Annotated in this window: 25 protein-coding genes and 1 pseudogene; 18 read left to right on the top strand and 8 right to left on the bottom strand. The window is 35.1% G+C overall.

Annotation, left to right across the window (positions count from 1 at the left end; translation table 11 throughout):
- The first annotated feature begins 7 nt into the window (after positions 1-7).
- The 5 genes and pseudogenes from V7S50_RS15445 to dltD all read left to right on the top strand — a co-directional run bounded on the left by V7S50_RS15445 (position 8) and on the right by dltD (position 5063).
- Positions 8-1630 carry a peptide ABC transporter substrate-binding protein gene (locus tag V7S50_RS15445; protein ID WP_336376453.1) on the top strand — a complete coding sequence of 541 codons (1623 nt, stop codon included), beginning with the start codon at positions 8-10 and terminating at the stop codon, positions 1628-1630.
- 118 nt (positions 1631-1748) lie between these two features.
- A pseudogene (locus V7S50_RS15440) lies at positions 1749-2148 on the top strand (GNAT family N-acetyltransferase); the annotation flags it as partial.
- A gap of 117 nt (positions 2149-2265) precedes the next feature.
- Complete coding sequence (locus V7S50_RS15435) at positions 2266-2730, top strand: helix-turn-helix transcriptional regulator (protein ID WP_242252976.1); 465 nt, start codon at positions 2266-2268, stop codon at positions 2728-2730.
- A 37-nt stretch (positions 2731-2767) separates the two neighbouring features.
- Complete coding sequence (locus tag V7S50_RS15430; RefSeq protein WP_063221485.1) at positions 2768-3148, top strand: hypothetical protein; 381 nt, start codon at positions 2768-2770, stop codon at positions 3146-3148.
- A 733-nt stretch (positions 3149-3881) separates the two neighbouring features.
- Entirely contained in the window at positions 3882-5063 is a 1182-nt protein-coding gene (gene dltD, locus V7S50_RS15425) for a D-alanyl-lipoteichoic acid biosynthesis protein DltD (protein WP_242252977.1), read from the top strand.
- Positions 5064-5101: 38 nt separating this feature from the next.
- Here dltD and V7S50_RS15420 read toward each other — a convergent pair whose 3' ends face one another.
- Positions 5102-5326, bottom strand: coding sequence for a hypothetical protein (locus V7S50_RS15420; protein ID WP_063221483.1), 225 nt, complete (start codon positions 5324-5326; stop codon positions 5102-5104).
- Positions 5327-5474: 148 nt separating this feature from the next.
- On the opposite strand from V7S50_RS15420, the gene V7S50_RS15415 reads away from it, so the two are divergent.
- A complete protein-coding gene (locus tag V7S50_RS15415; RefSeq protein WP_242252979.1) occupies positions 5475-5975 on the top strand; it encodes a DinB family protein in 501 nt (166 codons plus the stop codon).
- A gap of 26 nt (positions 5976-6001) precedes the next feature.
- Here V7S50_RS15415 and V7S50_RS15410 read toward each other — a convergent pair whose 3' ends face one another.
- Together V7S50_RS15410 and V7S50_RS15405 are read right to left on the bottom strand one after the other, a co-directional pair.
- Positions 6002-6607: a DedA family protein gene (locus V7S50_RS15410; RefSeq protein WP_336376454.1), complete on the bottom strand. Its 606-nt coding sequence runs from the start codon at positions 6605-6607 to the stop codon at positions 6002-6004.
- 235 nt (positions 6608-6842) lie between these two features.
- Positions 6843-7607, bottom strand: coding sequence for a DUF1836 domain-containing protein (locus V7S50_RS15405; RefSeq protein WP_000447231.1), 765 nt, complete (start codon positions 7605-7607; stop codon positions 6843-6845).
- A gap of 257 nt (positions 7608-7864) precedes the next feature.
- Between V7S50_RS15405 and V7S50_RS15400 the strand changes: the two genes are divergently transcribed.
- The gene (locus tag V7S50_RS15400) at positions 7865-8314 is read left to right on the top strand and encodes a hypothetical protein (RefSeq protein ID WP_060631188.1); all 450 of its coding nucleotides are present in this window, start codon (positions 7865-7867) and stop codon (positions 8312-8314) included.
- On the top strand, positions 8302-8610 hold the full coding sequence (locus tag V7S50_RS15395; protein WP_242252981.1) for a YxcD family protein: 309 nt from the start codon (positions 8302-8304) through the stop codon (positions 8608-8610). The genes V7S50_RS15400 and V7S50_RS15395 overlap by 13 nt, the downstream gene beginning before the upstream one ends.
- A gap of 24 nt (positions 8611-8634) precedes the next feature.
- Here the strand turns inward: V7S50_RS15395 and V7S50_RS15390 are convergent, their stop codons facing one another.
- The 4 genes from V7S50_RS15390 to V7S50_RS15375 all read right to left on the bottom strand — a co-directional run bounded on the left by V7S50_RS15390 (position 8635) and on the right by V7S50_RS15375 (position 12204).
- A complete protein-coding gene (locus V7S50_RS15390) occupies positions 8635-9870 on the bottom strand; it encodes an NAD(P)/FAD-dependent oxidoreductase (RefSeq protein WP_242252982.1) in 1236 nt (411 codons plus the stop codon).
- Positions 9867-10199, bottom strand: a complete 333-nt coding sequence (locus tag V7S50_RS15385; RefSeq protein ID WP_063221478.1) for a (2Fe-2S)-binding protein — start codon at positions 10197-10199, stop codon at positions 9867-9869. The genes V7S50_RS15390 and V7S50_RS15385 overlap by 4 nt, the downstream gene beginning before the upstream one ends.
- Positions 10196-10468, bottom strand: a complete 273-nt coding sequence (locus V7S50_RS15380; RefSeq protein WP_063221477.1) for a (2Fe-2S)-binding protein — start codon at positions 10466-10468, stop codon at positions 10196-10198. The genes V7S50_RS15385 and V7S50_RS15380 overlap by 4 nt, the downstream gene beginning before the upstream one ends.
- 74 nt (positions 10469-10542) lie before the next feature.
- Positions 10543-12204, bottom strand: a complete 1662-nt coding sequence (locus tag V7S50_RS15375; RefSeq protein ID WP_063221476.1) for a sigma-54 interaction domain-containing protein — start codon at positions 12202-12204, stop codon at positions 10543-10545.
- Positions 12205-12388: 184 nt separating this feature from the next.
- Here V7S50_RS15375 and V7S50_RS15370 point away from each other — a divergent pair, with 184 nt between their 5' ends.
- The 7 genes from V7S50_RS15370 (at position 12389) to V7S50_RS15340 (ending at position 20033) form a co-directional block, all read left to right on the top strand.
- Positions 12389-13564 (top strand): NAD(P)/FAD-dependent oxidoreductase, encoded by a 1176-nt coding sequence (locus V7S50_RS15370; RefSeq protein WP_242252983.1) that lies wholly within the window; start codon positions 12389-12391, stop codon positions 13562-13564.
- Entirely contained in the window at positions 13561-14598 is a 1038-nt protein-coding gene (locus tag V7S50_RS15365) for a proline racemase family protein (protein WP_242252984.1), read from the top strand. Before V7S50_RS15370 ends, V7S50_RS15365 begins: the two co-directional genes overlap by 4 nt.
- Entirely contained in the window at positions 14595-15536 is a 942-nt protein-coding gene (locus V7S50_RS15360) for a proline racemase family protein (protein WP_242252985.1), read from the top strand. Before V7S50_RS15365 ends, V7S50_RS15360 begins: the two co-directional genes overlap by 4 nt.
- Before the next feature lie 22 nt (positions 15537-15558).
- A complete protein-coding gene (gene dapA / locus V7S50_RS15355) occupies positions 15559-16455 on the top strand; it encodes a 4-hydroxy-tetrahydrodipicolinate synthase (protein WP_242252986.1) in 897 nt (298 codons plus the stop codon).
- 18 nt (positions 16456-16473) lie between these two features.
- A complete protein-coding gene (locus V7S50_RS15350) occupies positions 16474-17958 on the top strand; it encodes an aldehyde dehydrogenase family protein (protein ID WP_242252987.1) in 1485 nt (494 codons plus the stop codon).
- A gap of 113 nt (positions 17959-18071) precedes the next feature.
- The gene (locus V7S50_RS15345; protein ID WP_242252989.1) at positions 18072-19562 is read left to right on the top strand and encodes an alanine/glycine:cation symporter family protein; all 1491 of its coding nucleotides are present in this window, start codon (positions 18072-18074) and stop codon (positions 19560-19562) included.
- Positions 19563-19664: 102 nt separating this feature from the next.
- On the top strand, positions 19665-20033 hold the full coding sequence (locus V7S50_RS15340) for a carboxymuconolactone decarboxylase family protein (protein ID WP_242252991.1): 369 nt from the start codon (positions 19665-19667) through the stop codon (positions 20031-20033).
- A 65-nt stretch (positions 20034-20098) separates the two neighbouring features.
- Here V7S50_RS15340 and V7S50_RS15335 read toward each other — a convergent pair whose 3' ends face one another.
- The gene (locus tag V7S50_RS15335; RefSeq protein ID WP_242252993.1) at positions 20099-20740 is read right to left on the bottom strand and encodes an HD domain-containing protein; all 642 of its coding nucleotides are present in this window, start codon (positions 20738-20740) and stop codon (positions 20099-20101) included.
- 105 nt (positions 20741-20845) lie between these two features.
- On the opposite strand from V7S50_RS15335, the gene V7S50_RS15330 reads away from it, so the two are divergent.
- The 3 genes from V7S50_RS15330 (at position 20846) to ppaC (ending at position 23330) form a co-directional block, all read left to right on the top strand.
- Entirely contained in the window at positions 20846-21349 is a 504-nt protein-coding gene (locus tag V7S50_RS15330; protein WP_242252995.1) for a GNAT family N-acetyltransferase, read from the top strand.
- A gap of 224 nt (positions 21350-21573) precedes the next feature.
- Positions 21574-22239: a lytic polysaccharide monooxygenase gene (locus V7S50_RS15325; RefSeq protein WP_242252997.1), complete on the top strand. Its 666-nt coding sequence runs from the start codon at positions 21574-21576 to the stop codon at positions 22237-22239.
- Between the two features lie 161 nt (positions 22240-22400).
- Positions 22401-23330, top strand: coding sequence for a manganese-dependent inorganic pyrophosphatase (ppaC, locus tag V7S50_RS15320; RefSeq protein ID WP_242252999.1), 930 nt, complete (start codon positions 22401-22403; stop codon positions 23328-23330).
- Positions 23331-23371: the final 41 nt, after the last annotated feature.

Here is a 23371-nt window from a genome sequence, read left to right as displayed (position 1 = left end):
TTTTCAAATGAAAAAAGTTGTGCGTTACTCATTAGTTAGTACTCTATTAGTTTCTTCAATTTTAGTTGGCTGCGCAAAAGAAAAAACAACGACAAAGCCGAAAGATGAGAAGAAAGTATTACAGTTACTAGAAACGGGTGAAATTCCGTCGTTAAATTCAGGGAAAGTAACAGATGCAGTATCATTTAACGTTTTAAATAACGTAATGGAAGGATTATTTCGCTTATCGAAGAATGATGAAGTGATTGAGGCTGGAGCACAAAAATATGAAGTTAGTAAAGATGGAAAAACATATACATTCCACTTACGTGATGCGAAATGGTCTAACGGAGATCCAGTAACAGCGCAAGATTACGTATATGCTTGGAAACAACTTATTAATCCAGATACGGCTTCTCAATATGCATACATTGCATACGATGTGAAAAATGCGGAGAAAATAAATAAGAAACAACTAGGGTTAGAGGAATTAGGAGTGAAAGCGACGGATGATAAAACGTTCGTTGTAGAGTTAGAACATCCTGTACCGTATTTTACGAAACTACTTATTTTACCGTCCTTCTATCCAATTAACGAAAAATATGCGAAAGAGCAAGGCGATAAATACGGTTTAGAAGCAAATAAAGCAGTATACAATGGACCATTTACATTATCTGATTGGAAGCATGAAGCTAGCTTTACAATGAAGAAAAACGATAAGTATTGGGATAAAAAAGAAGTAAAGTTAGATGAAGTAAACTATCAAATTGTAAAAGAAATTTCAACGGCGGTAAATTTATATGAAACAGATAAAGTTGATAGAGCTGTTATTTCTACAGAATTTGTAGATAAATATAAAAATAATACAGAGTTAAAACAATATACAGATCCAGTTATGTACTTCTTTCGATTTAATGAAAATGTACCGATTCTTAAAAATAAAAATGCACGTCTTGCGCTAAGTACAGTTTTTGATAAGAAGGGACTCGCAGATTCATTTTTAAATGATGGATCGGTTGCAGCGAACTATTACGTACCAAAAGGATTTTTAAAAGGCCCAGATAAGAAAGATTTTAGAAGTACGGCTGGTGAGTTTAATAAGACAAATGTAAAACAGGCGAAGGAATATTGGGAGAAAGCAAAACAAGAGACAGGTACAAATGAAGTGACGTTAGAACTATTAAATTATGACTTAGAAAACTTTAAAAAAGTTGGAGAGTACATTAAAGAGCAGCTTGAGAAAAACTTACCAGGATTAAAAGTGAATGTGAAATTACAACCACATACGCAAAAATTAGCACTTGAGAAGAAGAAAGAATATGAAATGTCGTTATCACGCTGGTTACCGGATTATCCAGATCCAATGACTTACTTAGAAGTATTCCTTTCTGGAAGTAGTGTGAATAATACAGAATATGCAAACCCGGAATATGATGCGTTAATTAAGAAGATTAAAACAGAATTAGGTAATGATGAAAAAGCTCGCTGGAAAGCACTGCAAGATGCTGAAAAAATGCTACTGGATGATGCAGTAATTGCACCTGTATTCCAGCGTGGATTATCATACTTACAAAAGCCGTATGTGAAAGATTTATATGTACATCAATTCGGTCCAGCAACAAGTTTAAAGTGGGCAGATGTACAAAAATAAAGGATGAGTAAACAGACTCCACGTGTGTGGTAGTCTGTTTTTCTTATTTAAAGTTAAATAAATAGCTCGTGTTATAAATTACTAGTCTGTAAACAGAGATTGGAGGGACATGATGTTTATGTTGGTAGAAAAGAAAGTAATAGGTACAAAAAGATTGTTCATGAGGAAATCAATTATAGAAAATGTTGATCAATTTTATAACATATTAAAGAAAGAAGCTGTTGGCAAATGACTTGCTTAATCAAGAGGAATGTCAAAAGAAGAAGAAAATGATTATATCGGACAACTATAACCTCGGGGTATGGTTGTTATTTAATAGTAAAATTGGAAAAATTTTAGGGTGTTTTTGTTTAAGAAAGGTAAATGAAGCGTGTGAAATAGAAATTATGTATTTATTTAATCCAGAATATCGGGGGAATTGATACGCATCAGAAGCAGCAAGGGCTTCCATTCAATATGCAATAGAGGCTATGAGTGTAAAAAGAATAATTTCTAGGGTGAAGATAGTAAATGGGAATTGATTTCATTACATTGAAATGACAAAAGGGAACGTAAAGAGAATGGGTTGATAACAAATTAGAAATAGTGTAAAATTACACTAAATAACACATAGGTTACTTTCGGAGGTAGAGGAATTGAATAAAGAGCTTACAATCGAACTCATATCAACAAAAATAAAGTTAATTCGTACGGAAAAAGGATACACACAGGATAAAATGGCTGAAGTTCTTGGTATTTCAAAAAAAACGCTTGTTCAAATTGAGAAGGGACGAACAAATGCAGGATGGACGAATACCGTAGCAATTTGTGCATTGTTTAGGGATAGCGAGGTTTTACAGTCTAGTTTAGGAGATGATCCATTAGTAGTCATTACAACTTTAGCACATAAAAGCATGAACAACGCCAAACAGAAAACACTGGGAGGAAAAGTCTGGTGGAAACAAATTCAAGAAAAAGGTAACTATCGTTTACAACAAAATCTAATTAGTCAGCATTACCGTATTTTAGATAAACAAGATTATCGTTGGTTTAACTCGTTTGATTTAGAAGACGCACTCGGTCACCTTGAAAAATTAGCAGCAGATTCAGAAAATCAATAGACTACAATGACCCAAAATAAATAGGAGGAACTTACATATGCTCATCTTAAGTCTTCTTTGGATACTATACACACCCTATCTCGTATTATGCGGATTTGCGGGTGGGATTTATTTAATAATAACAGGGGTCAAATATCATAAACTACTCGTGAGTATTATGGGATTACTCAGTGTTTCCTTTGTCGTACTGCCTTATATTTTTTGGGGGCTGGGCGTTGAGGGTAGTCAATATCTTGATATCCCAACCGAGCTATACTGGATCCTATTTTCTTTAACTGGGCTACTATCAGGGTTTATAGGTTTACAGTCAAAAATTAAAGGCATACGCAATATGGGGTTTATTATTTTTACTAGTGGAATAATCGGAGTCTTTTTCTATTATTTAATGTCTGTACCTGGTTCTATGTATATCAGATAGTTTTTTCTAAATTCGACTTATCTACTACTATATGATACTGAATTGAAAAGAGTAGAAATACAGAGGAGATACTATAGCGTCTCCTTTCTACTGTGGTCAAAATGATTGAGATCTTTGCTAATACACGCCTGTTTAAATTTCTTAGTATTTAGTAGATAACGAATATCAAAGAGAGTATCATAAGAAAGCTGAATATAATAATAATTAATATACCCAACTACTTGGACACTTGTCTAAGTGGTTTATTTGTTATAAAAAACTGTAAAGTGTAAATAAATTTGCTAAATCAGTAGATAAAGCAGCTAAATCTATACATAAGCAAGCTCCGATGGTCGAAGGAGTAACAAGATTTGGTGAATATGGGGAGTTAGAACAGAAAGCGAGGTTTTGCATATAAGCATGATGTTGAGTATAGTGGACGTATATTATCTCATTTTAAATTTAATATATCACCTGATGGATTGTAGACATTATATATTTTTTTCATGTCTTAAAAATAAAATTATTAGTAAAATTCCAGTGTGAAATATATGTAGAATCTTGTATAATTAACGTGTTTCTATGGAAACATTTTCTTGCGCTATTTATATAGAGCTTTATAGAACAAGGAAAGAAATACATACATGTATATAATAGATAAATAGAATGGAACATGTATAGAGAAAAAGGAGAAAAAAATGACGTGTCAAAAACAAGGGTTACAATTTAATCGCGATAGAAAGAGGAACAAAAAATGAAAATGAAGCATGCTTTTGGTCCCATAATTTTAGCATTTGTGCTTTTTTTCATTATCGTACTAATCCCATCAAAAAGTTTAGTATCAATTATTAGTGATAAGAAAGTAGAAGATGCGGCAACTTCCTTACAAAAAGAAAAGTTACAAGGTGTTTTCTTGCAGCGGAAAATGTTAGAGAATTCGCAGTATTTACCGATGTACGGTTCATCTGAATTTTTACGAATGGATGCATACCATCCGTCTAATTACTTTAAAGTAAATCCCGCGGGTTTTACACCATATTTAATCGGGATTGGCGGTACACAAAGTTTAGCTCACATATTAAATATGACGTCTACAATGGATGAATTAGAAGGTAAAAAGGTAGTCTTTGTTCTATCACCACAGTGGTTTACAAAGACAGGGGTATCACAAGGGGATTTTACTAACAATTTCTCAAAGCAACAGGCATATCATTTTATTTTTAATGATAAAATAAAGGTAGAAATGCAGAAGCAAATTGCGAAACGACTATTAGATTATAAAGTTGTTCAAGAAGATGATATATTAAAAAATTCATTAGAAGGTATTGTGTATAATGATACAAAACATAACATAAAAGCAGGTTTAGTAAAACCACTTGCTTATATGCATCGAAATATTTTAGATCATAGAGATTTATTTAACTCTTTATTTAAGATTGAGCCGATGAAAGAAAAGACAAATGTGGGACTACGTTCAATTTCTTGGGTAGATGCACGTAAACATGCGGAACAAGAAGGGGAAGCGGAGTCTACTACAAATACATTTGGAATTGAAAATCCATACTACTATAAACATAATTTAAAGAAAAAATTAAAAGGATTAAAAAACTTTAGAGCGAATGAATCATATGAAGAATCACCAGAATATGATGACTTGCAAATTGTTTTAAATATTTTTAAAGAGAAAAATGTTAAGCCGCTCTTTATTTCTGTACCTGTAAATGGACCATGGTATGATTACGCTGGTTTCCCTAAAGAACGCCGAGAAGTGTATTATAAAAAAGTTCGGGAACAAGTTGAGAAAGCAGGATATCCAGTAGTCGATTTCTCTGGCCATGAATATGATAAGTATTTCTTAAAGGATACAATTCATTTAGGTTGGAAAGGCTGGATTTACTTTGATGAAGCAGTGCAAAACTTTTATAATGAGAAATAAGTTAAGAGAAAAAGGAACGGCTATAAGCTGTTCCTTTTTTAGTACAGAGGATTTTGATGTGGACAATTCGGGAATGCATGTATATCTTGAATTTGTCTAAAATCATAATGCTTCATTGCGAACTGAGCTTGGTAAAGGTATTCATAAACATATAATTGACCATCATGTGCTGAACATAATACACCAGAAGTTCCTTGCCCATTGATAAAGGAAATGCCTATAGGGCGTCCAATTAAGTACGGTAGCTTTTGTTGCCAATGCATAGGGAAATCACTCCTTTTTGAGATAATATACGAAATCAATGAGTGAATTGTTGCTTTTCCACGTAAATCTTAAGTTGGAGGTTTTTTATGTAGTTTCTAGAAGTTATATATGAATCGGTTATAAGTGTGAACGAGGAAGGAATGAATTATGGAGAAAGAAAGTATTCTGGAAGAAAAGTTAAGTTTAATAGAATGGTGCCAAACATTTAAGTGTGTAACTCATGATGTATGGTTTGAATCTTTTAGAAAAGGTTCATGGGGAATTGCAGATGTGATTTCACATTTTATTGTTTGGGATGTGTTTTTAATAAAGCATAGAATTCCATACTTTATAAGTGGACAATCTGTACCAAATGTTCCAATAGATGTTGAGGAAATGAATAAGGGAGCAATGAAATATGCGAGATCTGGTATTTCAAAAGAAGAACTATTAGATCAATTTAGTGTTACTCGTAAAAAATTAGTAGATCAAATTGAGCGAATTCCTACCCAATATTTTGATAATGACTACCAATTTGGCACTAAAAAAGTGAGATTAAATAATTACTTTTCATCACTCATTCAACATGACTTAAAGCACAAAGAAGAAATAATGCAATTTCTAATGTATAATCAAGCATATAATAAAAACCGCTATAATTCTGAATGAATGTATAGCGGTTTTTATTTGGGATTTTAAGCAATATTTTTACGTTTTTTTGTCCATTTTTTAATGACAAAGTATAAAAGGATAAGTACAACACCACCGATTGTGAATGATTTCACATACGGTCCAGCAATATCATTAATATTCTCCCAGTTTTCACCTAGTTTTTCACCTAAATAAATGAAAATGATAGACCAGGGGATGATCGCAAGTGCTGTTAATGTAGTGAAACGTAGTAAGGGCATTTTTGTAATACCAGCAGGAATTGAAATCGCATGGCGTACTACTGGAATGAAGCGCGCTGTGAAAATTACGCCAGTTCCGTAACGATTAAACCAATCTTCAGCAGCGTCTATTTGTTTTTTATGTATGAAAATATATTTTCCGTAACGTTCTAAAATAGGGCGTCCACCGTATCGTCCAATCCAATAAATAAAGATTTGAGCAATAACACCGCCAATTGTACCAAATACAACTGCACCTAAAAATGAGATACTACCATTGAAAACTAAGTATCCTGCATAAGCAAGGACAATTTCACTTGGGATAATCTCAATCATAAGTCCAAGCATAATGCCCCAATAACCTAATCCTTCAAAAAATGTTAATACTGAATGAATAAAACTACTTACCATTTGTTGCACCTTCTAGTTTATGAATTTTTGAATAGGTTAATCTTTTATTTAATAATATAAAAGATTAACTATATGTAGATTATACCTTATTTATATAAAGGATTGCTATTTCAATTCTTTTATGTCTCTCATAAGTATTATAGTAAAGGAAATAAGCCCAGTTTTTTTGAAGAGATAATGAAAGGATTATTAAAAATTTCTCATAAAAAAATAGGAGCATTTCTGCTCCTATTTTTTATGGCTTCACATCTAAGTTCTGTAAAAATAACGTTGCTGTTACGTAACGTTTCGCTAGCATTTGTACATAAGCGGTATGCACAGATAATGTCGCTATAATAATGGCGTTACGAATTGCTTCGCGTTGCTCGTTATTAATTTGATCGAACTTGCTTGCGATTTTATCAGCTTTTTCTTTTACGATATTTTCAATTGTATGAACTGTATCTGTTGCATTTAGTTGTAAGCAGTTCCCTTGGTTAAGTTCTTCAAATAGAGAAGAGTATGCTACATATAAATGAACAGGATTGATTAAATCATCACTTCGATCAGCTGGGTCATTAACGATTAGGCGTAATAGCTTACGAATGGATTCAAAATCAAGTGCTGTTTTTAAATCTTCGACAATGAATAGTAAGGCTGCTTGTTCAATTGAATATTTTTTCCCTTTTTGAGGAGAGCCAATCATTTCTTTTATATCTCGTTTCACCCAGTTTTGCATAGCAGTTACAGAGAAACTTGTGTTTTCGATCTGATTGCCAAGCGCGACTATTTCATTTAAAGAAAAACCGACGTCTGTATCGTCAATTTTAATCAGTTTTTCGAAAATAGGTGAAAGTGCGGTAGTAATAAAAGCAGTTACGCTTTGTCCGCTTTCAATATCTTTTTTATGTGACTTTGCCCAAGCTTCTTGTAAAATACCGAGAGGCTTTTTCGTATTCCATCCTCTTAATGATAGAAGGAGGGTTGCCATTTCGTTTCGTGTGAGATGAAATGTTTCCATCTTTTCACCTCCAAAATAATAAAAAGTTCTTATGAACTTATAATATGTTTTGTTTCATTTAAAGTCAATTCAGTTTTGCTTAATTTTTCCTTTGTCACTAAACTGTTGGAAGTAAATAATACTTGCATATTTCGACAAAAGTTCATATAATGAGTTCATAAGAACCTTTAAATGTTCTTAAAAATAAATCTATCATTCTGAATTTACTAGAAAGGTAGATTTCACATATATCTATATAAAAGGAGAATGGATATAATATGTTGAAAAAACTTGTAGCAGTAATGACAGCATTCATGGTGATTTTTGGGGCTAGTAGCTTTATGTTCGTAGATCATGCGGCAGCGAAAAGTTACAAATCTGGTAAAAAATCATTTACACCAAGTTCAGGTCAAAAATCAAAAGTTGATTTAAACAAAAAAGATTCAAATGTAAATTCTCAAAAAACGACTCCAGATTCAAAAACAAAAGCAACAAACACAGCACCAAAAAGTAATAAAGGAAGCTTTATGAAAGGTTTATTACTAGGTGGTCTTGGTGGTTTACTAATGGGTAGCTTATTTGCAAATATGGGAGCTCTTGGTTCTGTATTAGCGTTTATGGTAAATATGTTAGTAATGGCTGGTATCGTAATGTTAGCAATTCGTGCATTTAAATACTTCAAAGATCAACGTAAGAAAAAGGCAGATGAAGTAGCATGGAAACAATAAAAATTTCTGAACAAGAACTTATCAATGCGCTTTGCGTATATATCGCTGAAAAAAGACAAGTTGGTCCAGAAGAAGTTTTAGTTGAACTCATGTATGACGATGACTACGGATTCTCTGCTGAAGTAGAGGTAAATGGTCGCCAGCAAATTTTAATCCAAGCGAACTTAATCGAAGCACTACGCTTATTGCTTGACAGAGAATATAATGTCAATTCATTTGCGGCAAGATTACAACTTGAATTAGATGATGAAGAAGGTATTTACGCATTAGCAAAATTTCATAACTCAGATGAGTAGGAAAAAGAGCTGTTGAGAGTAATCTCAGCAGCTCTTTTTAGTATGTGCATATGCAAGGGAATAATCACGCCAAATTTCATTCATTTTGCGCCTACCGACATCAATCATCGGGTTAAATTGAATGGCAGCCTGTTGACGTACAGCATGTACATGTTGGATCGCTTGTTGCAACTGTTGTTCAACCGAATGGGATTTTTTATTTGCTTGTTTTACAATTGAATATCCAGCAACAGTTCCTTGTGCCATTGCGATTTTCCCGCTTTCAATGCCAGTTATATTGCCGGCTACAAATAAACCCGGAAGAGGAGTTTCCATTGTTTCGGAATGGAGAGGAACGTGTCCGCCTAATTCCAGAATGTAACGGAACGGACAGCCAGCTACAGCGGCTAGCTCAGCAAGAGGGTATAAGCCGCCGGCAATACAAACGAAGTCTGCCTGATATATTTGTTCCGATCCAGTGATGATGTTCCCTTTCGTATCAATATTAGCAACGCGTACACCTTCAACTTGATCTGTTCCGATAATTTCAAGTGCTGCTTTTCGAAGATGAAGACGTGTGCCGTTTATTTTCATTCCACTGTTTGGATAGAAGGTTAATCCAGCTTGTTTAGCCCAATTATATTTCATTAATTTACTACCTATACGTAATAAAGGTGACGGGGCAAGGTGTGCAGCATGTAATAGAGAATTTAAAACTTCTTCTGGTTCACCAGCCTTTCGACTTAATTCACTTTTTTCAGGAAGTACGATATGCTCAACTTTAATGCCCGCTAATTGTAATTCATTTAAGATAGCGAATGACAAAATGTTAGCACCAATAATTACTCCTTTTTTTCCAACTTGAACGCGATGAACATTTGTCATTACTTGGGCTGCCCCAATCGACATCACTCCTGGAAGTGTCCAACCAGGGAGGGGGATAGAGTACTCAGCAGCGCCAGTAGCAAGTAAAACGAACGATGCTTCTAACGTACCGATATTCGTATGTACGAACCAAGAATTTTCATCTTTATCTAAATTGTAGACGGAAATACCGCATCGTATATCAACTGAAAGTGATTCTGCTTCTTCACGAAGTCGCTTCGATTCTTCTATTCCGTTCCACCATTCTCCAGAAGGCTCTTGATGCAATTGTCCTAACAATCTTCCGCCAGGTTTCATAAATTCATCAATAACAAGTACATTTAGTCCAAAACGAGCACAAGAGATAGAGGCTGATAAACCCGCTGGTCCGGCTCCGATAATTATGACATCACTCATCGCTTTTTCACCATCTCTCTTACGATATTTGGATGCTGTTTACCACTATCAACAATCATATCTTTTTCTACAACAGTTAAGCATGCTCGTACGTTTGCTTGATTGTTTACGGTGACGCGGCATTCAGAACAATGTCCGATATTACAGTAAATACCTCGTGGCGTCCCGCTATCTTCATGCACTCTTAATGTTCTTATTCCGTTTGCAAGTAAAGCGGCCGCAATCGTTTCATGTTCATATGCTTCGTATTGTTGACCATTAAATTGGAAAGTAATGTGCTTATTACTATTTAAACTCCCTAAAATAGGGTGATTTGTAATTCTACTCATTTACTTTCACCTACCGATCCAAAAGTAACTGCGCGCACTGGTGGTTGATATTTTAATGGGATTTCATTAGTAGTTACGTCGGGATTTGCACTTTCGATCATTCGATCTATCATCATTCTACATGTGCGGCCACCGCAAAATCCCATGCCAGCACGTGTTCTTAGTTTTAATTCTCTTGCCGAGCATTTATATTCAGCGATTGTCGATTGAAGTTGACCGTATGTAACTTCTTCACATCGACAAACAATTAAGTGATCTTTATTCGTCATATGTATTCCTCCTCTAGTTCGGTTTGCACAAATTATTTAATGCAAAAACTATGCCAATATAGAGGAGTGATGTTTTATTGTAACCCAAGTTTTTTTAAACGGTTATATAAAGTGGCTCTCGTAACACCAAGCTGTTTCGCGCATTCTAATTTATTCCCATTCAAAATGCGTAAAGCCCTCTCAATGACTTTTTTCTCATGTTCATCCATCTCTTCTTGCAAAGAGAGAATTGTATTATTGTTGCTGAGCAATAGGGAATGAGCTGCATGGTCGTCTAACGTTTCAGTTGTATGAAATGGTAAATATTCTTGTTTTATAATACCGTCAGTCGCAAATACGACAAGTCTTTCAACAACGTTACGAAGCTCGCGAATATTACCAGGCCAATTGTAATGAAGTAGTTCATGCATAATACTGGAAGGTAAGTCGCGAATTGGTCTGTTATAGTTGATTGAAAAATCGTTTAAGAAAGAGTATGTTAATTCGATAATATCTTCGCGTCTTTCGCGTAGCGGTGGAATATGCAAGCTAACTACATTGAGGCGATAGTATAAATCTTCTCGGAACGTACCTTTTCTCATTTCTTCTTGTAAATCACGATTTGTTGCAGCGATAATACGGAAATCAATATTAATCTCCTTTTCTCCACCAACTCGGTAATATTTTCGTTCTTGTAGTACGCGCAAAAGTTTTACTTGCATATCGAGCGGCATTTCTCCAATTTCATCAAGGAATAATGTACCGCCTTGCGCGAGCTCTATTTTACCCTTTTTTCCTTTACTATTTGCACCAGAAAAAGCCCCACGCTCATACCCGAATAATTCGCTTTCAAATAACGCCTCTGGAATGGCACCGCAGTTAATCGAAATAAAAGGTGCCTTCGCTGCCTCACTTGCTTCATGAATTGCTTTCGCAAATACTTCTTTTCCAACACCACTTTCGCCGAGTATTAAAACAGTTGATTTCACCGAACAAACCTTTCTAGCTAATTGTATTGTTCTTTGTATAACAGGGCTTTTTCCATTCATTGCAAGAAAAGGATCGGATTCATCTTTATACTTTGCTACTTCTTGTTCTAAACGGTGCATTTCATGTGACATATTAAATAGTTTTTCATTTAAAGCAACTTGGTTTGTCACATCAGTCTCTGAGACGACCGCTCCGATAATTTCATCGTTACAGTAGACTGGGTTTGAATTGATTAATACGAACAAATCTGGCCGAGGCTGATGGAACTGAGCGATTATACTTTTTCCGTCATGTAATGATTGCAAAATTTCCAAATCTTTATAGTCAAAAAAACGAGTGATAGGTTGTCCAATAATTTCAGTATGCTTGACTGAAAAAATCTTTTCGGCGCCATCTGTCCAAGTACGAACACGTTCTTTATCATCGATGACTGTAACAGAAGAATCAGTAGTTTGTATTACGGTGTTATAAAAAGATTGTAGTTCATAGTAAGACTTAACAAGAAACGGAATGATTTGCTGAACCGTTATACAACATAAAGGATCTTTATTTCCATTCATTATGATAACGACTAGTTCATTGGAAAACGCGTTAATTAAAGTGGTGAATGAGTCATCTTCATATATAACTGCGCAGTTATATATTTCTGTAGTAGAAGGTCGGTAATAAAATTTTTCGTCAACTTGTTCAATGGGGTGCATGCTGTATGTACGATCAATGGATAAAGTTTTTAGAAATTCTTTTATTGTGGGAAATGAGAATGCCATATTGTCCTCCTGTTATGTATAAAAATTTTGACAGTGATAAAAAAATAATACACCTATTTACGATAAATTTAAAATATTTTTACAAATAAAAATATTTTAAATTTATAAAAAGTGTATATATGTAGAGTTGGCACGTCAATTGCATAAAAGAAAGTGAGAGGTTTAGGGGAAGGAGGAGTATTTTGTGAGACACTGCGACGTTTTAATTATAGGTGGTGGAATAATAGGATGTTCTATCGCTTATTACACTTCAAAATACGGAAGAGACGTAACAATCATTGAAAAAGGAGAATTTGTCAGTGGGACGTCTTCACGGTGTGACGGGAATATGTTGGCTATTGATAAAGACCCAGGGTTTGATAGTCAAATGTCGTTAGTAAGTCAAAAGTTAGTAACTGATTTAAGCGAAGAGTTAGAGCATTCATTTGAATATAGGGCACCAGGAAGTATTCTCGTATGTGAGTCAGACGAAGAAATGGAAGCTGCGCAGCGATGGGTAAATCGGCAAAAAGAAGCTGGATTACCGTTTCGAATGCTCGATAGGCAAGATATAAGAGAAGAATCACCATTTTTCGCAGATGATTTATTAGGCGGGTTAGAATGCGCAACGGATTCGACTGTAAATCCATATCTTCTTGCTTTTTCACTTCTTGCAGAATCGAAGAAATATGGTACGAAAGCTTTTAATCTTACGGAAGTAAAAGAAATGAAAAGAGATATAGACGGTTCCTTTATTGTAGAAACGACAAATGGGACGTTTAATGCAAAGCAAGTGGTGAACGCAGCTGGTGTGTGGGCTCCGAAAATCGGAAAAATGTTAGATGTGAATATACCAATTGAGCCGAGAAAAGGGCATATTATTGTAGCTTCAAGGCAAGAACACGTTGGCTGTCGTAAAGTAATGGAATTTGGTTATTTAATCTCTAAATTTGGTGGAAAAAGAAAAGTGGATGCTTTAACTGAAAAATATGGGGTAGCTCTAGTATTTGAGCCGACAGAAAGCCAAAATTTTTTAATTGGTAGTAGTAGAGAGTTTGTAGGGTTTCATACAAGGATAAATAACGAGGTTATTAAATGTATTGCGAACAGAGCAATTCGTTTTTATCCGAAAATGGCGGATATGATGGTGATTCGTTCATATGCTGGATTACGCCCGTGGACAGAAGATCATTTGCCGATCATTTCACGTGTGGAACATATCCCGAACTACTTTATTGCAGCAGGACATGAAGGGGATGGCATTAGTCTTGCAGCAGTTACTGGGAAAGTGGTTGAAGAGTTATTAAATGAAAAAGAAACAATCATTCCTATTGAACCACTTCGTTTGAGTCGTTTTACAGAAAGGGTGTTAAACGGATGAGGTCACAAAGAGTTTTTACAACGATTGATACACATACAGGAGGGAATCCAACGAGAACATTGATTAGTGGACTGCCTAAGTTAAGTGGAGAGACGATGGCAGAGAAGATGTTACATATGAAAAAGGAGTATGACTGGATTCGTAAATTGTTAATGAATGAACCGCGTGGTCATGATGTAATGTCAGGAGCACTATTAACAGATCCATGTCATCCTGAAGCAGACATTGGTGTTATTTACATAGAGACAGGTGGATATTTACCAATGTGTGGTCACGATACAATTGGTGTATGTACAGCTTTAATTGAATCAGGTTTAATTTCGGTAGTTGAACCGATTACTTCTTTAAAGTTAGATACGCCAGCCGGTTTAGTTGAAGTAAATATTTCTGTTCAAGATGGAAAAGCGAGAGAAGTCTCCTTTTGTAACATACCAGCTTTTTTACTGAAAAATATTACTGTAGACGTCGAAGACATTGGAACTGTAGAGGCTGATATTGCATATGGCGGGAATTTTTATGCCATTATCGATGCGAAATCAGTAGAGTTAGAGTTAGTACCAGAAAACGCATCTACAATCATCAATAAAGCGATTCTTATAAGAAATACAATTAATGAGAAATTTGAAATCATTCATCCAGAGTATTCGTTTATACGAGGATTAACGCACATTGAATTTTATACAGATCCTACTCATGAAAGTGCACATGTGAAAAATACAGTTGTTGTTCCACCAGGAGGAATTGATCGATCTCCATGTGGTACAGGAACATCAGCGAAGTTAGCTGTATTATACGCAAATCAAAAAATCGAAATGGATGAAGAGTTTATTCATGAGAGTATCGTGGGCTCTCTATTTAAAGGCTGTGTCATAAATACGACATTTGTAAAAAATATTGAAGCTGTCGTAACGAAAATTACCGGTTCAGCTTGGCTTATGGGGATGCACAGATTTTTTTACAATGAAAAGGACCCACTTAAAGAAGGCTTTTTGCTAATTCCGCCGATGGAACATGAAACGGAGGATGTAAAATGAACATTCAAAAAATGTATACGGCAGTAGACGTACATGTAAATGGTGAAGCATTTCGTGTAATGAAAGATGTACCATGCAAATACTACTCCAGTTTGGAACAATTAAACGAGCAATTTTCAGGTGAATTAGCAGAAGAAATGAAGCTCTTATTAAATGAACCACGTGGTTTTATCGGTTTAAATGGATGTATTGTCGTTCCTTCTATTCATACGGAAGTCGATGCAGCTGTATTATTTTTTAATCATGAAGGATCCATTCCGCTTCATTATGGAGGCATTGTGGCAGTAATAACGATGTTACTAGAAAGCGGGTATTTAAAAAAGAGAGAGACGAATCAATACAAAATAGAAACGTTATCTGGCATATTTGTAGTCCATGCGTATGTAGAGAATGATGAAGTTGTATCTGTTTCTTTTGAAAGTAAACTATGTTATGTGATTGAGCAAAATTTACAAGCTGATAATATAAGTTACTCTCTCATTCAGGCAGATAAAGTATATGCAGTTGTAGAAAAGGATATGTATTCGCCAGAAATTCGTATTGAAAACATTTCTGAATTGAAAAAATGGGGAGAAGCTACACTTCAAACTATACAAAAACAGTCGTTAATAAAAAGACTAATTTTAGTAGATTCCACGCAAAAAGAAAAGAACCATATAAAGTCGATTACATTTCATGAAGATAACTTTATCGTACGTTCACCAGGTTTTGTTTCTACTATTGTGTCTTATGTTCATGCGTTATTTAAAAATGATTATACAGTGGATAAACCTTTTATAAATGAAAGTATATTTAATAGTTTTATAACAGTTGAAAAAGTGAAGAAGGAAGAAAAAGGTTACATTTTCCGTTTTGAAAGTAGAGGATTTATTACAGGTATGCAGACGTTTCTATTAGATTCTACAGATCCGTTTCCATCAGGATTTTTATTAAAATAAAATATGAGAGGGAGAGATACATATGAAAAAAATTAAAGGGGCATTTCCAGTATTAATCACACCGATGGATGAGTTTCAAGAGATTAATTGGAACGGTGTAAAACAAAACGTAAACTACTTTATTGAGCAAAAAGTGGCTGGCATTATTATTAATGGAAGTACAGGAGAGTTTGTTAGTTTATCAAAAGAAGAGCGATTTAAAATGGTAGAAACAGTATTAAAAGAAGTTGATGGTCGTATTCCAGTTATTGTTGGAACTGCAGCAGAAACGACGAAAGAAGCGATTGAATATACAAAACATGCAGAAGCGCATGGAGCAGATTGTGCATTAATTATTAACTCGTACTATTGTAAACCGAAAGAAGAGGAAATTTATTTTCACTTTAAAGAAATCTCAAACGCTGTAAATATACCAATTATGTTGTACAATAACCCGTTTACATCTGGTGTTGATATGAGTACAGAACTCATGCTACGTATTGGAAAAGACTGTGAAAATGTTACACATATTAAAGAATCTAGCGGAGATATTCGAAAAGCGAGAGATTTAGTAAGACAAGGCGAAGGTGCTTTTCAAGTCTTCTGTGGATCTGAAGATTTAGTTATGGAATCTTATTTAGTTGGTGCAACGGGATGGGTTTCAGTAGCAGGAAATATCGTACCGGGACTTGTTACGAAAATGTATGAGCATTTTCATAATGGTGAATTAGAAAAAGCTTGGGAAATAAACGACGCTATTTTACCTCTTTGCGAGTTTCTTGAAGGATCAGGAAAGTATGTGCAAATCGTGAAACGCTCAATGGAATTACACGGGCAAGCTGGGGGACTTTCGCGTTATCCGAGACTCGGATTAACTGAAGAAGAAGATCAAAAACTTCAAACGATTATTTCAAAAATTGCAGCTCATGCGGCTGTTTAAATAAGGAGGAGAGCATATATGTTAACGAAAAACATTGAACTAAAACCAAAAGTGAAAGCGTTTTTAAATGAAGAAATTAAAATGTTTATTAATGGTGAATTTGTTCCTTCAATTAGCGGGAAGACGTTTGAAACATACAATCCAGCAACAGAAGATGTTTTAGCGGTCGTATGTGAAGCACAAGAAGAGGATATTGATGTCGCAGTAAAAGCGGCACGATCTGCATTTGAATCAGGACATTGGGCAGAAATGACTACCGCTGAAAGAGCACATCTTATTTATAAATTAGCAGACTTAATAGAAGAGAATGGAGAAGAATTAGCACAGTTAGAAGCTTTAGATAATGGGAAGCCATATCAAGTAGCACTGGATGATGATATAGCAGCGACTGTAGAAAATTATCGCTATTATGCGGGATGGGCTACAAAAATTATCGGGCAAACAATTCCGATTTCAAAAGATTACTTAAATTATACACGCCATGAACCTGTTGGCGTTGTAGGTCAAATTATTCCTTGGAATTTTCCGCTCGTTATGTCTTCTTGGAAAATGGGAGCTGCATTAGCAACCGGTTGTACGATCGTATTAAAACCAGCAGAGCAAACGCCTTTATCTTTATTATATACAGCGAAGCTTTTTAAAGAAGCAGGTTTTCCAAATGGTGTCGTAAACTTTGTGCCAGGTTTCGGTCCTGAAGCAGGAGCTGCAATCGTAAACCATCATGATATTGATAAAGTAGCCTTCACAGGTTCAACGGTTACTGGAAAATATATTATGCGTCAATCTGCAGAAACAATTAAACATGTAACATTAGAACTTGGTGGTAAATCACCAAATATCATTTTAGAAGACGCTGATTTAGAAGAGGCGATTAACGGTGCATTTCAAGGCATTATGTATAATCACGGCCAAAATTGTAGTGCTGGATCTCGCGTGTTTGTTCACCGAAAACATTACGAAACAGTCGTAAATGAACTAGTAAAAATGGCGAATAACGTGAAGCTTGGAGCAGGTATGGAGAAGGAAACGGAAATGGGTCCACTTGTATCTAAAAAACAACAAGAGCGTGTGCTACATTACATTGAACAAGGAAAAGCTGAAGGTGCTACTGTTGCTGCTGGTGGTGAACGTGCATTTGAAAAAGGTTATTTTGTACAGCCAACAGTATTCACAGATGTTACTGACGATATGACGATAGTTAGGGAAGAAATCTTCGGTCCAGTTGTCGTTGTACTTCCTTTTGATTCGATGGATGAAGTAATCGAAAGAGCAAATCGTTCGTCATATGGGCTTGCAGCAGGCGTATGGACACAAAATATTAAAACAGGACATCAAGTTGCCAATAAGTTAAAGGCAGGAACAGTATGGATTAATGATTATAACTTAGAAAATGCAGCGGCACCATTTGGTGGGTTTAAACAATCTGGTATCGGTCGTGAGTTAGGTTCATATGCGCTTGATAACTATACAGAAGTGAAAAGTGTTTGGGTAAATATAAAGTAATAGAGAGTCTAACTGTTAATGAATAGAGATACGGACAACTGGAAGTTTTAATAATAGTTGTCCGTTTTCTTATATATAAAATAGTTTTCTAAAGAATGATAAGGGGGATTTGGATGGAGCAATTAGTAGAGTGGTTAGTAGGACAAGTGTGGAGTATTGGTTTAGTTATTTTCGCATTAGGAGCAGGTGTGTATTTTACAATTGCAACTCGTTTTCTACAAGTTCGTTATTTTAAAGAGATGATTAAACTATTATTTGAAGGGAAGAGCTCGGAGACGGGAATTTCATCTTTTCAAGCATTTTGTTTAGCCTTATCAGGTAGGGTTGGGATAGGTAATATCGCCGGGGTCGCGACTGCTATCGCTTTTGGCGGACCTGGAGCTGTATTTTGGATGTGGGTAATGGCCCTTTTAGGAGCAGCGAGTGCATTTGTTGAATCAACATTATCTCAAGTGTATAAAAGTAAAGTTGGAAATGAATACCGCGGCGGTACACCATATTTCATTGAAAAAGGCTTAAAAATGAAATGGTTTGCAGTCATTGTAGCGGTCGTTGTAACACTTTCATATGGCGTTTTATTACCAGGGATTCAATCTAGTAGCATCGCAGTTGGATTTGAAAACTCTAATGGGATTAGCAAATATATAACTGGTATATTGTTAGTCGTATTATTAGCAGCGATCATTTTTGGTGGCGTAAAGAGAATTGCGGGTGTTTCTCAAATGCTTGTTCCATTTATGGCAATTGGTTATGTAATTGTTACATGTATCGTATTAATTGCGAATGTAACAGAAATTCCAAGTATGTTCGCTTTAATTTTCTCTAGTGCTTTTGGTGTAAATGAAATGTTTGGCGGAATCGTCGGCGCAGCAATCGCATGGGGCGTAAAGCGGGCGGTATTTTCAAATGTTGCTGGTGTTGGAGAAGCGACGTATAGCTCCGCTGCTGCTGAAGTATCTCACCCAGCAAAACAAGGGTTAGTTCAAGCATTTTCCGTTTATATCGACACAATTGTTGTATGTACAGCGACAGCTCTTATGATATTAATAACAGGTATGTATAATGTTATACCTGAAGGGAAAAGCGCTATTGTAAAAAATATAGGGAATGTTGATGCAGATCCAATCTATACACAACAAGCAGTTGAAACTGTTATGACAGGATTTGGACCAATATTTATTTCCATTGCTATCTTCTTCTTTGCATTTACAACGTTACTCGCTTACTATTATATCGCTGAAACAACACTTACTTATTTAGATCGTGAATTTAAATATAGCTGGTTAAAGCCAGTTTTGAAATTTGGATTTTTAATTATGGTTTATATCGGTAGTGTAGAATCAGCGTCGCTTTTATGGAATCTTGGAGATTTAGGAATCGGTAGTATGGCATGGCTAAACTTAATTGCGATTCTACTATTAAGTAAAACAGCATTAAAAGTGTTAAAAGATTATGAAACGCAGAAAAAAGAAGGGAAAGATCCAGTATTTGACCCTAAAAATATAGGGATTGAAGGATTAGCATTTTGGGAAGAAAGAAGTAAAGAGGTTGAAAGAACAAACTCTAAAGAACAATCAGTAGTGGATGATAGTCTGAAATTGTAGCTATAATAAACTGAATTTTCATTCTATTTATCGGGGTATATTGCCTTCTTTTCATCACATACTACAATAGGTACAGATAATTTGAATGGAGGTAATAATAAGATGGAACACGAACAACATCATAGTTCAGTAAATGACGTTCTACATCATTATAAAGAAGGAATCGGTAGTTTTACAAACCAAATTCCTGAAATTACTGAAACATATAATGCATTCACGCAAGCTTGTTTTCAAGAGGGTTCTTTAACAAAAAGGGAAAAACAACTTATCGCATTAGGAATTAGTCTAGCAACGCAAGATGAATATTGTACTGTTTATCATACAAAAGGTTGTCTTGATCAAGGGTGTTCAGATAAAGAAATTCTGGAAGCGTGTGGTGTATCAGCAGCATTTGCTGGCGGAGCTGCGATGAGTCAAGCGGTAACTTTAGTGCAAGAGTGTTTAACAGAACTGAAAAATCAAAAGCATTGAATAAAAAAACGTTTTAAACTTTATGTTTAAAACGTTTTTTATGTGAAATTAAATTTGTATTCACTTTAATATTCTATGTCTTCATAAATCGAATTCTCTACATCAGGAAGAACTGTGTATATGCTTTTACCGATTAAAGCTTCTAATTCTTTCTTAATTGCATAAAACCCTTTCCAATGTAATGATGTATGAGACGTTGTACCATGACGTAAACCAACGGAAATCAATCTTCTTTCCAGCGTAGTAAAACCATCCGCGTCAGCAAGAGCATCACAAAGAGTAATTACTTTATTGTATAAATCGTAGTTACAATATTCATTCAATATTTCAACTAACTGGATTCTCATATGGTCAGGAACGAGACGCCACTCTGCTGCGATATCTATATGTTCATTTTTGCATGGGAATGAGTGTGTAACACAAATAACTGCGTTTCCTGTATACCCTAAATCATTCATATACATATAACCATCATAGGAATGAATGACCGATTTGGTAAAACCTTTGTATCTTCCGATATCATGCAAAAGGGCAGCATTATATGCTATATCAGCATCTAGGTTATACCCATTTTTAATAAGTTCTATAATTATGTTTTCAGTTGCCTGAGCAACATTTATTGAATGTTCAAACCAAGGACCGGGGTTTTGTTCATATGCCCATTCGAGTAATTCTTTTGCATATGTTCTATCTAATATATATTTCATATCGTTATCCTTTCCCTAAAAAATCATGTCTTAAAGAATTTCATCTTAGTATATCATTATTCCTGCTTTAAAAATTGGTATAATGTAACAAAAGGGGGGAAAGTAATGCGAAATTTAGTAATTGAAGAAATTAAGCAACTAGAAAATGATATGGAAGAACTTTCGAAACTATTAAAAACGGTTGTAAATGATGGAGCATCAATTGGTTTTTTACCTCCACTGGAACAAAAAGAATCAATAAAGTATTGGCAAACTGTTATAGCGCCAGAAGTGATATTATATGTCGCTAAAATAAATAATGAATTGGCAGGGAGTATTCAATTACATTTAGTTACAAAGCCTAACGGAATTCATAGAGCCGAGATTTGTAAGTTAATGACTCATCCGAGCTTTAGACGTAATGGCATAGGGCGTTTACTTATGCAAAAAGCAGAGGAACGAGCGAAACAAGAAAATAGGTCTCTTTTAGTACTAGATACGAGAGAAGGAGACCCTTCCAACAGATTGTATAAATCATTAGAGTATCAAGAAGCTGGAAAAATACCAAAATACGCAATATCTCCAAATGGTAGTTTGGATGCCACAGTTATTTATTATAAGTTTTTATAAGTGATGATTACAATGCTATCATGCTCCAAATAATAAACTCCAATTTTTAACACCGTCTATATTTCTCTAGCGGTGTTATTTGAATTTGTTTAATGTACGAATTGAATTTGAGAAAGTTTTTAGAGGGTTATGTTTGCATGGTCTCTCGACTTATAATAGATGTAGAGAAGATGACTAGGCAACTATAGTTATTTTCGCTTTATTATGGGAAAGGGGATGACGAGATGAAAACGAAAGGTTTACAGAAGGTAAAGAAAGCTATATTAAGTGGTGGTATATTACTTACAGGATTGTTAACTTTCGGTTTTTCAGAAAAAGCTTCCGCTCATGGATACGTAGAATCACCAGCGAGCCGTTCTTATTTATGTAAACAAGGGGTAAATGTAAATTGTGGTCCGATTCAATATGAGCCGCAAAGTGTAGAAGGAATAGGGGGATTCCCACAATTAGGACCTTCTGATGGACAAATCGCAGGAGCTGGCCATTTCCCTGCTTTAGACGTTCAAACAGTTGATAGGTGGAAGAAAGTTACGTTAAACGGCGGAACGAATACATTCAAGTGGAAATTAACTGCTCCTCATAGTACGAAAGAATGGAAATACTATATTACGAAAAAAGATTGGAATCCAAATAAGCCGTTATCACGATATGATTTGGATTTAGTACCGTTTTATGTAAAAAATGATGGAGGAGCTAAACCTGGAACTTCCGTAGCACATGTAGCAAATGTACCTACTGATAGAAATGGATATCACCTTATTTTAGCTGTGTGGGAAATTGCAGATACTGGGAATGCATTTTATCAAGTTATAGATGTAAACCTTGTAAATAATGGTTTAGCATCAAATATCGCGCTAAATCATGTAGTGCAAGTTCCTACATTATTTTAAATAAAATATACATTTAGATCATCTAATTCATTTTAGATGATCTTTTTTATGAAAAACGATGAAAAATATAGAAGAAAGTGCAATTATTTATAAAAAAATGGGCTTTAAATATTGTCATATTTGCTTCTTTAAGATATCCTTTTCATGAAGAGGTGGAAAACATGGAAAAAGTACTAGTTTTCGGGCATAAAAACCCAGATACAGATGCAATTTGTTCTGCAATTGCTTATGCAGAATTGAAAAAAGAATTAGGAATGAATGCTGAGCCTATACGTTTAGGCGAAATCAGCGGTGAAACTCAATTTGCGTTAGACTATTTTAAAGTAGAAGGACCGCGTTTTGTTGAGACAGTTGCAAGCGAAGTGGACAACGTTATTTTAGTTGATCATAACGAACGTCAACAAAGTGCTAACGATATCGAATCTGTTCGTGTGTTAGAAGTTATTGACCATCACCGTATTGCTAACTTTGAAACAAGCGATCCTATTTACTACCGTTGTGAGCCAGTTGGTTGTACAGCTACAATCTTAAACAAAATGTACAAAGAAAACGGCGTTACAATTCGTAAAGAAGTTGCAGGTTTAATGTTATCTGCAATCATTTCAGATTCTTTACTATTCAAATCTCCAACTTGCACAGAGCAAGACGTAGCAGCAGCTCGTGAATTAGCGGAAATCGCTGGTGTAGATGCTGATAGCTACGGCTTAGAAATGTTAAAAGCTGGTGCTGACTTGAGCGGAAAAACAATGGAGCAATTAATCTCTCTTGACGCTAAAGAATTCCAAATGGGTAATGCGAAAGTTGAAATCGCACAAGTAAATGCTGTTGATACAAACGACGTTCTTGTACACCAAGCGGAACTTGAAAAAGTTATCTCTGCAGTAGTAGAAGAAAAAGGGTTAGACCTATTCTTATTCGTTGTAACTGATATCTTAACTAACGATTCTGTCGGTCTTGCGATCGGTAAAGCAGCAAACGTTGTTGAGAAAGCATACAACGTATCTCTAGTAAGTAACACTGCTACATTAAAAGGTGTTGTATCTCGTAAAAAACAAATCGTACCAGTATTAACAGAAGCATTCCAAGCTTAATTCTATTGAGTACAGATAAACAGCAAGGACAAGTAGTCGGA

It is taken from the genome of Bacillus sp. CCNWLW194, from assembly GCF_037120585.1.
Taxonomy (GTDB): domain Bacteria; phylum Bacillota; class Bacilli; order Bacillales; family Bacillaceae_G; genus Bacillus_A; species Bacillus_A basilensis.
Note: the sequence above shows the minus strand (reverse complement) of the source record. Positions and strands in the feature narration are given on the sequence as shown.

Excerpts from the sequence above, each read along its gene's own strand:
- V7S50_RS15445 (WP_336376453.1), top strand. The coding sequence starts at position 8 with ATGAAAAAAGTTGTGCGTTACTCATTAGTTAGTACTCTATTAGTTTCT.
- V7S50_RS15430 (WP_063221485.1), top strand. The coding sequence starts at position 2,768 with ATGCTCATCTTAAGTCTTCTTTGGATACTATACACACCCTATCTCGTA.
- dltD (WP_242252977.1), top strand. The coding sequence starts at position 3,882 with ATGAAAATGAAGCATGCTTTTGGTCCCATAATTTTAGCATTTGTGCTT.
- V7S50_RS15420 (WP_063221483.1), bottom strand. The coding sequence starts at position 5,326 with ATGCATTGGCAACAAAAGCTACCGTACTTAATTGGACGCCCTATAGGC.
- V7S50_RS15415 (WP_242252979.1), top strand. The coding sequence starts at position 5,475 with ATGGAGAAAGAAAGTATTCTGGAAGAAAAGTTAAGTTTAATAGAATGG.
- V7S50_RS15410 (WP_336376454.1), bottom strand. The coding sequence starts at position 6,607 with ATGGTAAGTAGTTTTATTCATTCAGTATTAACATTTTTTGAAGGATTA.
- V7S50_RS15405 (WP_000447231.1), bottom strand. The coding sequence starts at position 7,607 with ATGGAAACATTTCATCTCACACGAAACGAAATGGCAACCCTCCTTCTA.
- V7S50_RS15400 (WP_060631188.1), top strand. The coding sequence starts at position 7,865 with ATGTTGAAAAAACTTGTAGCAGTAATGACAGCATTCATGGTGATTTTT.
- V7S50_RS15395 (WP_242252981.1), top strand. The coding sequence starts at position 8,302 with ATGGAAACAATAAAAATTTCTGAACAAGAACTTATCAATGCGCTTTGC.
- V7S50_RS15390 (WP_242252982.1), bottom strand. The coding sequence starts at position 9,870 with ATGAGTGATGTCATAATTATCGGAGCCGGACCAGCGGGTTTATCAGCC.
- V7S50_RS15385 (WP_063221478.1), bottom strand. The coding sequence starts at position 10,199 with ATGAGTAGAATTACAAATCACCCTATTTTAGGGAGTTTAAATAGTAAT.
- V7S50_RS15380 (WP_063221477.1), bottom strand. The coding sequence starts at position 10,468 with ATGACGAATAAAGATCACTTAATTGTTTGTCGATGTGAAGAAGTTACA.
- V7S50_RS15375 (WP_063221476.1), bottom strand. The coding sequence starts at position 12,204 with ATGGCATTCTCATTTCCCACAATAAAAGAATTTCTAAAAACTTTATCC.
- V7S50_RS15365 (WP_242252984.1), top strand. The coding sequence starts at position 13,561 with ATGAGGTCACAAAGAGTTTTTACAACGATTGATACACATACAGGAGGG.
- V7S50_RS15360 (WP_242252985.1), top strand. The coding sequence starts at position 14,595 with ATGAACATTCAAAAAATGTATACGGCAGTAGACGTACATGTAAATGGT.
- dapA (WP_242252986.1), top strand. The coding sequence starts at position 15,559 with ATGAAAAAAATTAAAGGGGCATTTCCAGTATTAATCACACCGATGGAT.
- V7S50_RS15350 (WP_242252987.1), top strand. The coding sequence starts at position 16,474 with ATGTTAACGAAAAACATTGAACTAAAACCAAAAGTGAAAGCGTTTTTA.
- V7S50_RS15345 (WP_242252989.1), top strand. The coding sequence starts at position 18,072 with ATGGAGCAATTAGTAGAGTGGTTAGTAGGACAAGTGTGGAGTATTGGT.
- V7S50_RS15340 (WP_242252991.1), top strand. The coding sequence starts at position 19,665 with ATGGAACACGAACAACATCATAGTTCAGTAAATGACGTTCTACATCAT.
- V7S50_RS15335 (WP_242252993.1), bottom strand. The coding sequence starts at position 20,740 with ATGAAATATATATTAGATAGAACATATGCAAAAGAATTACTCGAATGG.
- V7S50_RS15330 (WP_242252995.1), top strand. The coding sequence starts at position 20,846 with ATGCGAAATTTAGTAATTGAAGAAATTAAGCAACTAGAAAATGATATG.
- V7S50_RS15325 (WP_242252997.1), top strand. The coding sequence starts at position 21,574 with ATGAAAACGAAAGGTTTACAGAAGGTAAAGAAAGCTATATTAAGTGGT.
- ppaC (WP_242252999.1), top strand. The coding sequence starts at position 22,401 with ATGGAAAAAGTACTAGTTTTCGGGCATAAAAACCCAGATACAGATGCA.